Here is a 12,997-nt window from a genome sequence, read left to right on the forward strand (position 1 = left end):
CTTTAGAAGCGGGGGCTAGCCTTGCGGCCGATCAAGTGTGGTGGAAGAACATGCCTCAAATCTGGATGACATACGATGAACTCGGCGCGCTTTGCGGCTGCGGTGCAATGGAGGCGAGGGATCGCGCCATCCATCTGTCGCTCGATCGTCGCAAAAGTCGCGACGGGACGACGCGCGTCAAACTCGATCTGGCACTGACGGCCAAGTTCTTCGCATCCGTTCGTGAGGCGGATTTCGATCTCGATTGCGCCATTGAGGCGCTGCACAACACCCACCGGCAAATGGCCGAACTCCTGGCTCCCACCCAGCTCCATAACAGGCGTGGAGCGGCCTGAGCCTCCGCGTGTTCCGGCCCATGCCGAAGGCTAATTCCCGCGCTCGTTGTCCCGAATCAGCATAAGCTCTGCGGCGGAATTTCCGGCTGTCGTCGGTGTTCAAATCGCGATGGGGAGCGAAGTCTGCAGGAGGAGTGCATGAGCAAAGCTGTGCGTCGGCCGTCGGTGGCACTGTTGGGGACGCTCGCGCTGGTTGGAAGCGTCGTTGCGACGAGCGGAATGGCAAACGCGGAAGCCGTGACGCTGCAAGCCGAGCTCAAGGGAAGCAATGAAGTGCCCCCGAACAGCTCGTCCGGATCGGGCAAGGCAGAAGCCAGCTACGACACTGTAACGAAAGTTCTGACTTACACCGTCACCTATGCCGGGCTGACGGGACCCGCAATGGGGGCGCATTTCCATGGCCCCGGCGAAGCTGGCAAGAACGCCGGCATCGTCCTCCCGTTCAAGACGGTGCAAAGCCCGATCCAGGGCAGTGCCACGCTCACCGACGCGCAGGCGGCAGATCTGCTGACCGGAAAATGGTACGCGAACATCCATACGGCCGCGAACCCGGGCGGCGAGTTGCGCGGCCAGATGATGAAGTGAAGTAGAGACCGGGTGTACGTCCACGGGTCATCTCGCTGAGGGGATGCTGGCTGCTTAGGACGGCGGTCTCGGCAAGAACGCCAGGATCATCTGGGCGAGCATGACGCCGACGGTGCCTCCTGCCGCCTTCTGGAGCACGTCGAGAAAGCCCGGATCCCGGTCGGGTATGAACACCTGCATCAGCTCCAGCCCCATAGCGACCGCCACGACGAGCGAGCAAGCCAAACCAAGCCGTCCTGGCAACAGGAAGGAAAGCAGGAAGCCGAGCAGACCATAGGCACTGAAGCGCTCGATCACGACGATCCAATAGGCCTCGTGATGTCCCATGAGCGCGGGTCTTCCCGCCAGCTTCGCCAGGGTGGCATAGACGATCAGCGCTAGACAGATGCTCGCGGCTGCGATGAGGTGGCTCCTGCGCATGGCGCCAACATACAAGGTTGGGCGCCCGTCTGGTTCGAAAGACGAAAATATCGTTAAAGGCGCTGGCCGCCGCCAAAGGCTCCGCTGGCACAAGCACGGTGATACCGTTTGGCGGCTCACCCCCCGTTAGGGAAATCGAAGTTCTTCCTCGACCGTCAGGCCACCAAAGCCGCATCGTTCGAGACCGCCGCGCCTGACTGCGGCACGCGGCGCGAACTCGACGAGCTCACTAAACCTGGCGAAGGGCAGGGGCGGCGCAACGAGATAACCTTGGCCCTCCGCTACGCCGGACGCGAGCAGTGCGCGGAGCTGCTCCTCGGTCTCGATGCCTTCCGCGACCACGCTCATATGAAGGTCTCTCGCGAGCGCCACCAGCATCTCCACGATCGTCGTCGTCGACGCGTCCACGGTGATCGTGTCCACGAAGAACTTGTCGATCTTGATCATGTCGGCGCCGAGGCCCTTCAGTCGAGACAGTCCGCTATGGCCGACGCCGACGTCGTCGATGGCAACGCGGAAGCCATGGTCCCGCAGCTCGGCGACAACCGCCGCGGCGCGCGCGAGATCGTCGAGCTCGTCGCGCTCGGTTATCTCGACCACGATCTGGCGCGCCGAGACTCTTGCCGTCAGCACCTTGCGACGCAGCGTTTCAACGAAGCCTGCACTCAGGAGATGCCCGGGCACGACGTTCAAGGACATCTTGAAATTCTTGTTTGCCCTCAGCAATGGCTTCAGCTCGGCGAGCGCCGATGCCAGGATCTGCCAGGTCATCGCCTGGATGCGTCCACTGGATTCGGCGAGCGGAATGAAGTTCATCGGCGGCACGACCGAGCCATCTCGGCGCACCCAGCGAACCAGAATCTCGCAGCCCTTGATCTGACCTGTCCCGAGATCGAAGATGGGTTGGTAGTACGGCTTGAATTCGCCGGCCGCCAGCGCCCGATCGAGATCGGCGACGGGCCCCTCCATTCGGCGGCTGCGTGCCAGCAGGATGCCAAAGATTGCGCCAAGTCCAAGGGCTACTGCGAGGACGGGCCAATAAGCCTCGTGGTTCCAGCTCGAAAGCACCGCGTGCTCGAGCCCGATCGTGGCATGAAGCGGGAAGCGCGTGGAAGTCCTGTCGAAACTGACCGGCCCCGGCAGGGACTTGCCGGCGTCGGTCTGGAATTCGCCGAGTTTCTCGCCACTGCTCAAGGCGAGGATCACCTCGCTGTGCGCCCGCAGTTCGGCGGGCATGATGTCGAACAGGCTGGCGTTGATGCCGACAATGGCGACAAGGGCGGAGCTGTCGTTGATGTCCCTGAGCACGCCCAAGGCGTCGCCGCCGAACTGCTCCACGCGGAACAGCGAAAGTGCCTTGTCGCGCGAGGGCAGCATGTCGCGGCGATTCACCCATCCCTTGTCGAATTCGAGCGTCTCGGAATAGGCCGAGCAGATCACCGAGCCATCCGGTTTGACGAGGCGGACGTCCTTGATCGCCGAGCGCTGGTAGACGTGGAGGCGGATGGCTTGCAACGCCCCGGGCTCGCAGCTGGCGAGATTGCGTTTTGCGAGCTCGTCCAGGCTGGCCGCGGCAAAATCGACCGCAAATTCGGAGCGGCGCAGAACGACCTCGGTCAACTCGCTCAGCTGATGCGCCTGCTGGTGGCGAATGACGGCCTCCGCCGCGAAATGGCCCGCCAGGGCGAACGCCATCGTGCTCGCAAGCACGAGCGCCGCAAACAGGAGGTTGGGTCGCTGTAATCTCATCCGGTCCGGGCGGAATTCAGGGGAGGCCTGGAAAATTGATCCTAGCCTGCGGGGACTAAGATAGCGTTTAACGGGACGAAGGAACGGGGATGCCCCGCTACGGAGCCAGCCTTAGAGGGGGCCCAGAAGACGTACAACTGGCCGGTGAACGGGCCGGACGGACCGCCGCAGGCAGCTCAATCAACGCTCACCGCCCGCCGCGATGGCGGACGGAAATGACCTCTGGATAGAGGTCGGCTGGGCCTATCGCTGTGGGGCGTGACGGGATGGCGGGTGGCTCGCAGCCGAAGCACCACGAAAGCGACGTTGATCGCCAGCCAAACCAATATCGCGGAAATGGCAAAGTGGAGCACTGCCAGACCTCGCCGTGAAGTCTGGAATCAACACCCAATGGTTGCTTTGGTTCCGTCCTGCCAAAGCGAAAAGCTGCGGCTGGGTCGAAGAGGAGCGTTGCCGCGATGATGGCGCTGCCGTCCTCGACTTTCTCTCTTCCGAGGCTAGCCTTTCCCGAGGCTAGCCTTTCTTGCTCGCTTTCGACTTCAACGAAAGACCAAGCCGCAACGCCATGCGCTTGATCGCATCAGGCGAGCGCCCGAGAACTTTCGCCGCCTCTTCCAGCGAAGCCGAAGACTTGGCCAGCTCCATGAGCCGGCGGTCTTCCTTGAACGACCAGGGCTTGCGCGCCATAACCGAAATGATCCTCTCGTCGACACAAGGGACAAAGCCGCCAAGCGACCCATGTTCGCTCGACGGCTTTGCTTGGGTGGGGCCGGACTGGGGGAGCCCGGTGCGAAGATGGATAAGCGAAACGCGAGACTTCGCAACAAACACCGCGGATTAAGCTAACCGCTCAACCTTACCGCGATGAAGTTTGTGTATGCCGCTCCGTATAACCACGGAGGTTTCGTCGGTGTTGTCTGCAATCGCCAGCAGCCGCGTGCGAAAAATGTGTCGGAAGCGACTTCATCACGCAGAGGACAGACACGCTCGACCACCAGCGCGCTCGTGGCTTCAGGCTGCTTGCCGAGGTGAACAGGGGTTAACATCGTCGGCTGGATATCGCTCTCGAACAATGAGAGATTTCGTCATCCTCTCCTGCCGCCAAGGTTTCGCGCGACGACCAAACTTCGAGCACCACGTTGCACAAACTTCATGATCGTCTGACAAAAGTTTCAGCGCCGATGACCTTGAAGTCGTCGCAACATCACGTTTGAAATGTACCGGGAGGAGCGTTCCGAAAAATTGGGAACATTCCAAATGCTTGCGATTCTGGTTTTGATTTCGATTTTTGCAGCTGGCTTTGGCTGTGGCTATGGTGTGCGGGCGTGGCGCTCGCGCAAGCGATCAGCACGATATCGCCTCTATGCGCCCTACACGCCGGCATCGATGGGAGTGAAACAAAGCGAGCATCCATCGTAATGCAGAACCATGGGCGCGATGTTTCAGGCGGAAGTTGATCTTGCGTCGCGGCAAGGTCGGATAACCATGTGCGGTTAGGTTAACGTGGTGCGGTCCTTGAGAGCTTTGGAAAGGCAACCTAAAACGTATCGGTTCATTGCGAGAGTTTAGCCGCCTCGATTTTTTTCGGGGCCCGCATGGGTGGGCGTAGATGGCGTATTTGATTGCGTTGCTGGGCGCGACGTGCGTCCTTATTTTGATCGCTTTTGTTCGTACCTTTGATCGGCGGTTGAAAGATCTTCCGCGGCCTTGGATCATTAATGAGGGCCATTCGAATGATTGATCAAAGGCACAACGCGCCCCGCAGGTATTTCGTCGACGCCCAAGGGCATCGCGTCCTGATCGGCCTTTCTTTGGAAGAGACGGCGGAGTTCGAAGCGCTGGATCTTTCATCGAACGAGACAGCGCAATTCGCGTCCGAGATTTGCGTGAACGACGGAGCCGTTGCGGCGGACGAAGTTCGCTGGCTTGAGCTCTATTCCAAGCACGAAGGGGCTTGGCGGGCGTGGATCGCACAAAGCCAGGCGGAGCGGGCGCAGGATTTAAGCTTTGTTAACTATGTCTGACCGATGGTAGCCGCCTAAATCTCGAATGTGGGATGGCCCAAATGTTTCAGCTGTTCCTGAGAGCGCGCGCACACAATCTTCTCGGCTCCCGCCGTGAGGACAAAGGTTTTAAAGCCCGCTCCGTCGAGCGTGATGCAGAGACCGACCGTGCGCGGATCGGTGCCGTCCTGGCGGCGATCGAAACAGCATTGCAGGAGGCGGAGAGGGAGCAGGCCGGCCTCAACCGGCGTGTTGACGATGCCCTCGCACGTGCATCCGTCACCTTCGGCAACGGCACCGATGAATATCTCGAGCGTGAGCCGCTCGACAATTATCATCAGGATCTCTTTGCGGCCGACATCTCGAATGGCCAGCGACGGCTCAAGGAATTGGCAAGCGCCATCGCGCACTTGAAGTTCGTCAAGACCGCAATGCTCACGCGCTTTCCGGATTTCAAGCCGCCGCAGCTCGACAGCTAGTATCGCGGATCTTGCTGCACGCTCTGCGGCCATCCTTCGAGACGCCCGCTCTAGGCGGGCTCCTCAGGATGAGGACGGAGTGCGCGGCAGCAGTTTCAACGGGTGCTGACGCCGATTAGCCTCATCCTGAGGAGGCGCGTAAGCGCCGTCTCGAAGGACGAGGCGTGTGCGCGCAGGCCGCCGCCAAGAGTATTTCCGATAGCCCGGCGGCAGGCAGGGCAGACCGCGTGACAATTCGGCGCTGCTTTGCCGTTGGGCGCTTCGACCCTTTTTGATATGGTTCGGCGGCCATTCATGGATTGAAGGAGCGAAAGAGGTGCCAGTCAAGAATTTGAGGACGTCGGTTGGATTGGCATGCGCTTTGACGCTGGCCGCGCCGGCGACGGCTTCGGCCATCACGGCGGAAGTGGCCCGCACATGCGATGCGGCGATGGCCAAGGCCTTTCCGCCCAGACAGATCGGCAACCCCGCGGCCGGGAGCACTAAGGGAACGGCCAAGGATAAGCGCGAATACTTCCAAAAATGCGTCGCCAACAACGGTAAGGTCGACGACATGCCGGTGGACGCGCCAAAGGACAACAAGCCGGCGAAATAAGAACAGGGTGGCTACGGCCGGAGCGTTTTCGAGCGAAGTGGATACCGGTTCGCGTGAAGAAAACGCGTCAAAACTAGAATCTAGAGCTTCGGTTCTGATTCAATCAGAACCGATCATGCTCTAGCGTCGGGGCGGCGGACAGGGCGAGTAGAACGCGCCGTTCGCCGCATTGATGCGTTCGACGCATTGATTGGGATCAGTGACCGTTCCGGCGACCGTGAAGTCGTAGCCCATACCCTTGACCACCACGACGTAGCGGCCGGGGGCGAGCGTAAAGCCGTCTTGCTCTGGTTGGAGCAACAGCATTCTCGACTGGTCTTCGACCGGACCTACCTTGTAGGGGTACGACATGCTGCGGATGACCCAGGAATCGCCGGCGCTGACCATGGCGGCTTTCCCGGTGGCATCGACGCCCATCGCCCGGGAGACTTTCGCGACCACCCGAACTTCGGTCCCGCTTGCATCGACACCCCCGTCGGGCCTGAACACGATGAATCTGACGTCGCCGCCCATCAATGTGGTTGCGCTCGGCGTGTTGATGGCTGCCGAGATCGCGACGCGCCGGTCCGGAATCTTTCCGGGCACCGGCTTGAGCTCATGGAGCTGGCCCTCGCTCAAGGCGTAGACGCCGAACGTCGTCGGCAAAGGCATCGACGGTTGTGCAGCTTGCGCCGGCTCCTTTGCGCTATCCGGCGTCCGTTCAGCGGGTTCACCCACCGAGGGAGTCGGGATGGCGGTCGGCTGAGGGCCCGAGGTTTCCGGTGAGCGCGCGGACGGCAGCGCCACCTGTGGCAATGCGGTCACTTGTGTCCTCAGATGTAGCCAATAGGCAGCCGCGGCCCCGGCGCCCGCAATGAGCAGGAGCATGGCGGTCAATCGAACGAGAGATTTGAAGGCGCCGCTCCGTTTGAGTTGGTCCAGCGATCTTGACGGTGCCGCAGGTCCGCGTGGCGTTTCCGCGGCCGTCGAAGGGGCTGGTGAAGCCAGAGCCGGCGGCGTCGGAATGGGCGGCGGAGCAGGGGCGTTGTCAGGCCGAGAATTCGCCACGACAGTGCCGGCAGCCTTTGCCGGTGAGGACGGCTCGCTTCGCTCAAAGGACCGTTCGACCTCCTGGATGGCGCGTTCGAGCACTTGCTGGAGCGCTCGCGCCTCCCGCGCATCGGCGTGGTTGAATTGTTCCAGCAGCTTGATGCGGGCCAGTTCGTAAACGACGTCCCGCATCTGCCGGGGGTCGTCGGAGATTTCGCGGATCCGCCCTGATAACAGGCGGACAAGTCCAGCCTTGATCTCGTGCGCGTTGGCTGCAGTGTCGCCGGGCTCGGTCATCAAGGCCGATCAACTACCCCGGATACAGCTGTTTCGCTAGGCTTTTTCACCCGGATCCCTGGGTCCTGCGCGCACATGTCTCGAAGAGCTTGCTTTTGGGCAAAAACCTGTGACATTTCGCCCAGCTCCTCTTTCCGGTGTTTGACGATGCGCGGCATTTTGACAGCAATCACATTTTTGGCGTTCCTGGTTCAGCCCGCTTCGGCGCAAGGGGTCAAGGATCAGGCCAACACTACCAGCTCCAGCATCATCACAACGCCCACGAAAAAGGCGCAGACCATCCAGGCCGCGTCGCGGCCGACCGCCGTCCGAAATGTGACGGGGAGCCTTCCTGCCGGAAGGGCGGCCCAAGGCGTCTGGCGGGATGGCAAGCTGATTGCCGTGCCTCGGTGAGGTCACGCAAGGAACCGTGAAGCAGCCGTGAAGGAACGGTGTTCGCCTCCCTGACGTTCTTGCTCGGGAGATCTCGCATGAAACGCTTAGTCTTGATCACACTCGCGCTTGTCGTGCCTGCCGGCGCCTGGGCCCAGGGCGTCAACGATCCGTCGACGCCCAATCGCAACGTGATCATCGTCAACCCGTCGCAGCCCTCGCCCTCCACAGCGACGCCAAATATTCCGAGTCGAATCGAGCCCCCCGTGACGAGGGGCGGACACGCCCGCCCCTATCACGGGAACAGAACCCGGGGCAGCGGGTCGAGCCGTCGTTAGCCCTGCCTGCACCTTTCGGTGGCGTCGTGAGACAGCTATTGCGGGTTTACCTCGACCTCCAGGATCGATGTCCCGCGATGATGACGGCTCTTGCCCGAGATCACCAGCGTGAACTTGTCGGCGCCGGGCGTTTCGTTTCCTGCCGAATAGCGGAAGCCGGACCCGACCACCGCCAATTGTCCCCATGATGGTCCGCTCACGACCGACACGTTGAAAATCTGCATATACGACCAACGCAGTCCCTGGATGCAATCTGCCCCAGGCGCGATCGACATCGTCCATCTCACTGAATCTTCCGAAAAGGCAAAAGGCGTCCGCTCCTTGATGCAGACGGGACTGGCGTGCGCCGTCAGGCCAGACATGAAGGAAGCCGCGACGGCAATACTTAGCAGCAATAACGGTCTTGCACGCATTCTCGGCAACTCCACGAGCGCATGCCAAAGTTAACAGCAATGACCTAACGAGGTCTTAGAACAGGGCCGTTGGCCCTTAAGCCGATCAAATGCCGCGGATCTCGGGTACATCAATCATCCGGTCGGCCTCTTTCCGGATCATGCCATCCTGCCCCTGTTTTGCCCGACGAGTTAACCCGAATTTCGGAAAAGGCGTAACCAATTGATCCGACTGGTGTCGGCTACTGTGCATGGGGTTGTTTTTCAATTTTTTGATGGGATGGTCCTCGAACGGCCCCAGGTGCTGAAATCCCCGCGCGCTAAAGTGGAAAGGGTGCCCGGCGAATTGGCTTTCTTGCAATCGGCAAAGGTATAGATTGAAAAGCTGGAGATGAGGAAATTGGCCAATGGTCGTCCTTGTCGCTCTGCCTGGAGTCATCAGCGTGCGAACGGGTCGACGTGGCCACTGTGAAAAGCGGTTTGGGAAGCTGCCTCAGGCGGTCATCATTGTTGTCGGCGTGCTCGGCCTTGGTCTCGCCAGTCCGTCCTTGTGTCTCGCTCAGAGCGAACCGGAGCCCTCGCTCAACGATTATCTTCCGCCAAGCGAGCCGGAAGTTACGCGCGACGAATGGCGGCAGCGGATCGAGGATGCGCGGCGCCGGGCCAAGGAGGTCTCGCGCGAGCGGCGCGAGCATCCAGAGCTCTACAAGCCGATTCCCGAAGATCCGGACCTTGTCGCGAGCGAACGTCTCCTCAACGACGAGAGCCTGCAAAGGGGCGACATTGTCGCGACCAAGAAAGGCATGTTCGTCTACCAGGGGCGATCCGAGCAACCGCGCCGCGACCACGACTTTGTGCCGGTCAACCCGAAATCGGTGCGCTGAGGAATTCGCTGCAGCCCCAGGAGCGATGGCAACGAAGCTCGTCCGGGTTCAGTATCGCCGCATGATCTCGTTGAATTTGGGGTCGGCCACTTTCGTGGTCTCCAGCAGCAGCGACTTGCCTTGTGGAGTTGCCTGCACGTAGGCCGCGATCAGCAGTGGCTCGTAACGAGAGCGATTGGCCAGCGCCGACCGGATGTCGGACTGCGCCAGGAGCTTGATCTCTTCATCGGTCGCGGCCGCGCCCGACGTCACGATTTGGACGCGAGAGAAGGCAACGTCGATCGGCACCGACCCGGTCAAGTAAGACATCTTCACCGCAGGCGTTACCGCCTCGCCGGCCTGGGCCTGCAGCGTGCCGAGCGTGAGCCATAGCGCGGGCCTGATCGGTGATACTTTCAAGGCAGCCACGACGGCACCTTGAGCTGCCTTGTTCTCGCTGGCCCTGCCGCCCGCGTCGGTGGAGGGGCGATGAAGAAAGTCAGCGGCCATCGCTGCCGCGTAATTCGCAAGCAGCTCGCCATCCCATGAAAAGGATGCAAGGCCGCCGGCGGCCGCCAGCTTGGCCTTGTCGGGCGGAATCTCGCCCGAGAACAAGTCGCTGGCGCGAAAGTTCGGTCGTATGAGATCGCCGTAGGACGCCATGCCGGCGTGAAGCGCCAGCACGATTGCGGTCAAGGTGCCGATGACGCGAAGCAGGATCATGCGATTCATGGTGGAATTGACGAGGCCTATGAGCGCGAGCCGACGACGGGACCGACATTCAACTCTTAAATTGCGAGCAGACTATCGCCTTGGATCGTCAACAGCGTCAAGTTGCCGGTCGCGTAGGCGCCGGTGTCGATATTGATGCGGTTTGGTCGAATGTCGGGCGCGCTGACCGGCGTGTGACCGTGAACGATATATTTGCCGAAGCGCTCCTCGGAGGCCAGGAATTCCTCGCGGATCCAGAGCAGATCCTCATCCTTTTGGCGATCGAGCGCGATGCCCGGCTTGACGCCGGCGTGGACGAAAAAGAAATCGCCGCAGGTGAAGGAGGAGGGCAATTGCTGGAGAAAGGCGAGATGCTCGGGCGGGAGCGCGCGCTTCAATTCATCGATCAGCTCGACCTGCTGCTCCGCGGACGGATTCATCGTCGGCCTGATGCCATAGGAGACCAGCGTCAGGAGGCCGCCATAGTGGCGCCACTCCTGCAAGCGGGCGGGGTCCTTGAGGACCTCGAGCAGGAAGACCTCGTGGTTGCCCTTCAGACAGACCGTCTCGTGTGATTTCGAGCGCGCGATCAAGAGATCAAGAACGGCGCGCGAGTCCGGGCCGCGGTCGACATAGTCGCCGAGAAAGACCTGAATGGCTCGTTGGGGAGCCGAGCGGGCAAGATCGGCGTCGATCACGGTTAACAGCGATTGAAGCAAATCGGCGCGGCCATGCACGTCGCCGATCGCATAGACGCGAACGCCGTCGGGAAGCCGAGGCTTGGTCTTCTTTCGAAAGCGTGAGGAAAGGCCCATCAGGTCGGTCGAATCGCTTCCAGCGTCACGAGCGGATCATCGTGACCGCTCTTAGCAGAACCAGTCACACATCGATATTCTTAATTGTTTGCAACCAACGCGCCCGCATTTTGATTAAAGGATCGTGTGGCCTTTGAGCCGTATTTCAAGAGGTCTCGCGTAGCGTCCTTTCCTACAAGAAGGGGAGCGCGACATGCGCAAAGTTGTAAAGTTCCTGGCGGCCGTGGCCGCAATCGTCGTTGCTGCGGGGGTGCAGCAGAGAGCGGAAGCCGCCTTCGTCGGCGCGCCCTTGGGGCTGCGCGGTGCCATCCAGTACATCAAGTTCGACCAGCCGACGCTGGCGCCGATGGCATTCACGCTCTTTTGCCTGAAGTACAAGGACGAGTGCAGGCCGCGGCCGCAGCAGGTCGTGTTCAGGGGCGGCCGTCTGAAGCTCACGCCGGAGCGGCTGGCGCAGATGCAAGAGATCAACCAACGGATCAACAGCGCGATCCGTCCCGAGGCCAACCTGGAGGGGCTGCGCGGCGAGAAATGGCTGCTACATCCGGCGAGCGGCGACTGCAACGACTACGCTGTGACAAAACGCCACGATTTGATCGCCAAGGGCTTTCCGGCGCGCTCGGTGCTGCTCAGCGAGGTCGTGACCACATGGGGCGAGCATCATCTCGTGGTCGTGGTGCGCACCTTCTCCGGCGATCTCGTGCTGGACAATCTCTCCGGTCACATCCTGCCGTGGTCGAAGAAGCCCTATCGCTGGGTCCGCATCCAATCACCCAAGAACCCGAACTATTGGGCGTCACTCGGCGATCGCGCCGTCTGATGACCGGCGCTCTATCGTGATGAGGATTGGCTGACGCTCTGCGACAGCCCCAGTCCCACGATCACCGAAAGACACAGGATTGCTGCCGGGCGCAGCAGTCCCGGACCGGCGAAGCTCTGGACGAGTGCAAAGAGAACGCAGGCCGCGGTCGCCGCTGGGAAGAACGAGTTGCGTCCGCGCTGGAGCGCGCCGAAGAACAGGCGCACCAGAGCGATCAGGCTTACAGCCATCATGGCCGTCAAGCCGATCCATCCCGTGTCCGCAAAGATGGCGATGGCCGCCGAGGGCGCGGCCAAAGTCGTGCCAGCCTCGCTCTGATAGATCTTCGCGACGGCCGAAAAGCTTCCTGCCCCCGCGCCGAACCAGCGTGTGTCGGCCAACATCCGCTCGAGGGTGGCCTTCGTCTCGCCTCCCGCATCCGGGACGAGCCGCATGAGGACCGGCCCAGAACTCTTCTCGAAGAGGAAGGTCAGGACGATGGTCGCGCCGATCAGAGCTGCTGCCGACAATGCGCCCGCGGCCAATGGCGAGAGGTCGAGCCTCCGGATGACGAGGATCAGCAGGATCAGCACAACGCCAAAGGCCGCTGCGATCGCGCTGTTCGTTCCGGAAAACCCAAAGATCGCGGCTGCGCAGACCAGGGTCCCTACAAGGCCGCAAAGGCCGATCGCGATCGAGCGAAGGACCGAGTGATGCGTTTCGGCCCGTTCAGCAGCGAGCTGCATGACCGCTAAATTGAGCATGAGGCCGAGGCCGGCCAAAGTCGTGGTGAAGTCAGCGGGCGCGGCTGCCGCAACGGCCGGCGACAGTCGATGCAAGTCCAAGGTCAAGGCGGAGACCGCGGTCACTCCGCTGAGCACGAAGAGAACCAGCTCGGCACGGCCGCGGTTGCGGACCACCAGGATGGTGACGCCGAGCAACGAAATCGCCGCGAGTGCCAGCAGCAGCGCGTTCACCGTCAAGCCGGTATCGGCCGTGATCGGCCCGAGCGACAGGCCGCCGAGGACGTCGTGAGCGCTGGCCCAGATCGGATGCGCCCAGCTCAGCGGAAGAGGCGCGAGTTGGGCGGCGATGCACAGCGGAATGGCGAGCAGGATCCACCGGCCCCAGGCGGTCGCGCGCACATAGTGGTCGTAGTCGGCCTTCCGCGCGGCCGAAGCGGCCGCCAGCAAGCTCAGCGCTGCGGCCATCGTC

At 61.6% G+C, this 12,997-nt stretch carries 17 protein-coding genes; 9 read left to right on the forward strand and 8 right to left on the reverse strand.

Annotation, left to right across the window (positions count from 1 at the left end):
- Window positions 1-50: 50 nt before the first annotated feature.
- Complete coding sequence (locus ACSKB8_RS41980) at window positions 51-335, forward strand: hypothetical protein (RefSeq protein WP_091884431.1); 285 nt, start codon at window positions 51-53, stop codon at window positions 333-335.
- Window positions 336-473: 138 nt separating this feature from the next.
- A complete protein-coding gene (locus tag ACSKB8_RS41985) occupies window positions 474-920 on the forward strand; it encodes a CHRD domain-containing protein (protein ID WP_438111208.1) in 447 nt (148 codons plus the stop codon).
- Between the two features lie 54 nt (window positions 921-974).
- Here ACSKB8_RS41985 and ACSKB8_RS41990 read toward each other — a convergent pair whose 3' ends face one another.
- The 3 genes from ACSKB8_RS41990 to ACSKB8_RS42000 all read right to left on the reverse strand — a co-directional run bounded on the left by ACSKB8_RS41990 (window position 975) and on the right by ACSKB8_RS42000 (window position 3,920).
- Window positions 975-1,340, reverse strand: coding sequence for a VanZ family protein (locus tag ACSKB8_RS41990; protein WP_130212922.1), 366 nt, complete (start codon window positions 1,338-1,340; stop codon window positions 975-977).
- Between the two features lie 126 nt (window positions 1,341-1,466).
- Entirely contained in the window at window positions 1,467-3,089 is a 1,623-nt protein-coding gene (locus ACSKB8_RS41995) for an EAL domain-containing protein (protein WP_438111210.1), read from the reverse strand.
- A 513-nt stretch (window positions 3,090-3,602) separates the two neighbouring features.
- Window positions 3,603-3,920 (reverse strand): hypothetical protein, encoded by a 318-nt coding sequence (locus ACSKB8_RS42000; protein ID WP_438111805.1) that lies wholly within the window; start codon window positions 3,918-3,920, stop codon window positions 3,603-3,605.
- A gap of 426 nt (window positions 3,921-4,346) precedes the next feature.
- On the opposite strand from ACSKB8_RS42000, the gene ACSKB8_RS42005 reads away from it, so the two are divergent.
- The 4 genes from ACSKB8_RS42005 (at window position 4,347) to ACSKB8_RS42020 (ending at window position 6,166) form a co-directional block, all read left to right on the forward strand.
- Window positions 4,347-4,508, forward strand: a complete 162-nt coding sequence (locus ACSKB8_RS42005) for a hypothetical protein (RefSeq protein ID WP_176945474.1) — start codon at window positions 4,347-4,349, stop codon at window positions 4,506-4,508.
- A gap of 314 nt (window positions 4,509-4,822) precedes the next feature.
- On the forward strand, window positions 4,823-5,113 hold the full coding sequence (locus ACSKB8_RS42010; protein WP_130212924.1) for a hypothetical protein: 291 nt from the start codon (window positions 4,823-4,825) through the stop codon (window positions 5,111-5,113).
- A gap of 41 nt (window positions 5,114-5,154) precedes the next feature.
- Window positions 5,155-5,571, forward strand: a complete 417-nt coding sequence (locus ACSKB8_RS42015; protein ID WP_091884443.1) for a hypothetical protein — start codon at window positions 5,155-5,157, stop codon at window positions 5,569-5,571.
- A gap of 361 nt (window positions 5,572-5,932) precedes the next feature.
- The gene (locus ACSKB8_RS42020) at window positions 5,933-6,166 is read left to right on the forward strand and encodes a hypothetical protein (RefSeq protein WP_438111213.1); all 234 of its coding nucleotides are present in this window, start codon (window positions 5,933-5,935) and stop codon (window positions 6,164-6,166) included.
- Between the two features lie 120 nt (window positions 6,167-6,286).
- On the opposite strand, the gene ACSKB8_RS42025 is transcribed toward ACSKB8_RS42020, so the two are convergent.
- Window positions 6,287-7,492, reverse strand: a complete 1,206-nt coding sequence (locus tag ACSKB8_RS42025) for a hypothetical protein (protein ID WP_438111215.1) — start codon at window positions 7,490-7,492, stop codon at window positions 6,287-6,289.
- A 147-nt stretch (window positions 7,493-7,639) separates the two neighbouring features.
- On the opposite strand from ACSKB8_RS42025, the gene ACSKB8_RS42030 reads away from it, so the two are divergent.
- Window positions 7,640-7,885, forward strand: a complete 246-nt coding sequence (locus ACSKB8_RS42030) for a hypothetical protein (protein WP_438111217.1) — start codon at window positions 7,640-7,642, stop codon at window positions 7,883-7,885.
- Between the two features lie 352 nt (window positions 7,886-8,237).
- Here the strand turns inward: ACSKB8_RS42030 and ACSKB8_RS42035 are convergent, their stop codons facing one another.
- On the reverse strand, window positions 8,238-8,426 hold the full coding sequence (locus ACSKB8_RS42035) for a hypothetical protein (protein WP_438111219.1): 189 nt from the start codon (window positions 8,424-8,426) through the stop codon (window positions 8,238-8,240).
- Between the two features lie 575 nt (window positions 8,427-9,001).
- Here ACSKB8_RS42035 and ACSKB8_RS42040 point away from each other — a divergent pair.
- On the forward strand, window positions 9,002-9,478 hold the full coding sequence (locus ACSKB8_RS42040) for a hypothetical protein (RefSeq protein WP_438111221.1): 477 nt from the start codon (window positions 9,002-9,004) through the stop codon (window positions 9,476-9,478).
- A gap of 48 nt (window positions 9,479-9,526) precedes the next feature.
- Here the strand turns inward: ACSKB8_RS42040 and ACSKB8_RS42045 are convergent, their stop codons facing one another.
- Window positions 9,527-10,189, reverse strand: a complete 663-nt coding sequence (locus ACSKB8_RS42045) for a hypothetical protein (RefSeq protein WP_438111223.1) — start codon at window positions 10,187-10,189, stop codon at window positions 9,527-9,529.
- Between the two features lie 56 nt (window positions 10,190-10,245).
- A complete protein-coding gene (locus ACSKB8_RS42050) occupies window positions 10,246-10,983 on the reverse strand; it encodes a metallophosphoesterase family protein (protein ID WP_370988148.1) in 738 nt (245 codons plus the stop codon).
- 193 nt (window positions 10,984-11,176) lie between these two features.
- Here ACSKB8_RS42050 and ACSKB8_RS42055 point away from each other — a divergent pair, with 193 nt between their 5' ends.
- Complete coding sequence (locus tag ACSKB8_RS42055) at window positions 11,177-11,803, forward strand: transglutaminase-like cysteine peptidase (protein WP_438111224.1); 627 nt, start codon at window positions 11,177-11,179, stop codon at window positions 11,801-11,803.
- A gap of 11 nt (window positions 11,804-11,814) precedes the next feature.
- On the opposite strand, the gene ACSKB8_RS42060 is transcribed toward ACSKB8_RS42055, so the two are convergent.
- A complete protein-coding gene (locus tag ACSKB8_RS42060; RefSeq protein ID WP_438111226.1) occupies window positions 11,815-12,993 on the reverse strand; it encodes a hypothetical protein in 1,179 nt (392 codons plus the stop codon).
- Between the last annotated feature and the right edge of the window lie 4 nt (window positions 12,994-12,997).

The organism is Bradyrhizobium sp. BR 1432, from assembly GCF_051547705.1.
GTDB lineage: Bacteria > Pseudomonadota > Alphaproteobacteria > Rhizobiales > Xanthobacteraceae > Bradyrhizobium > Bradyrhizobium zhanjiangense.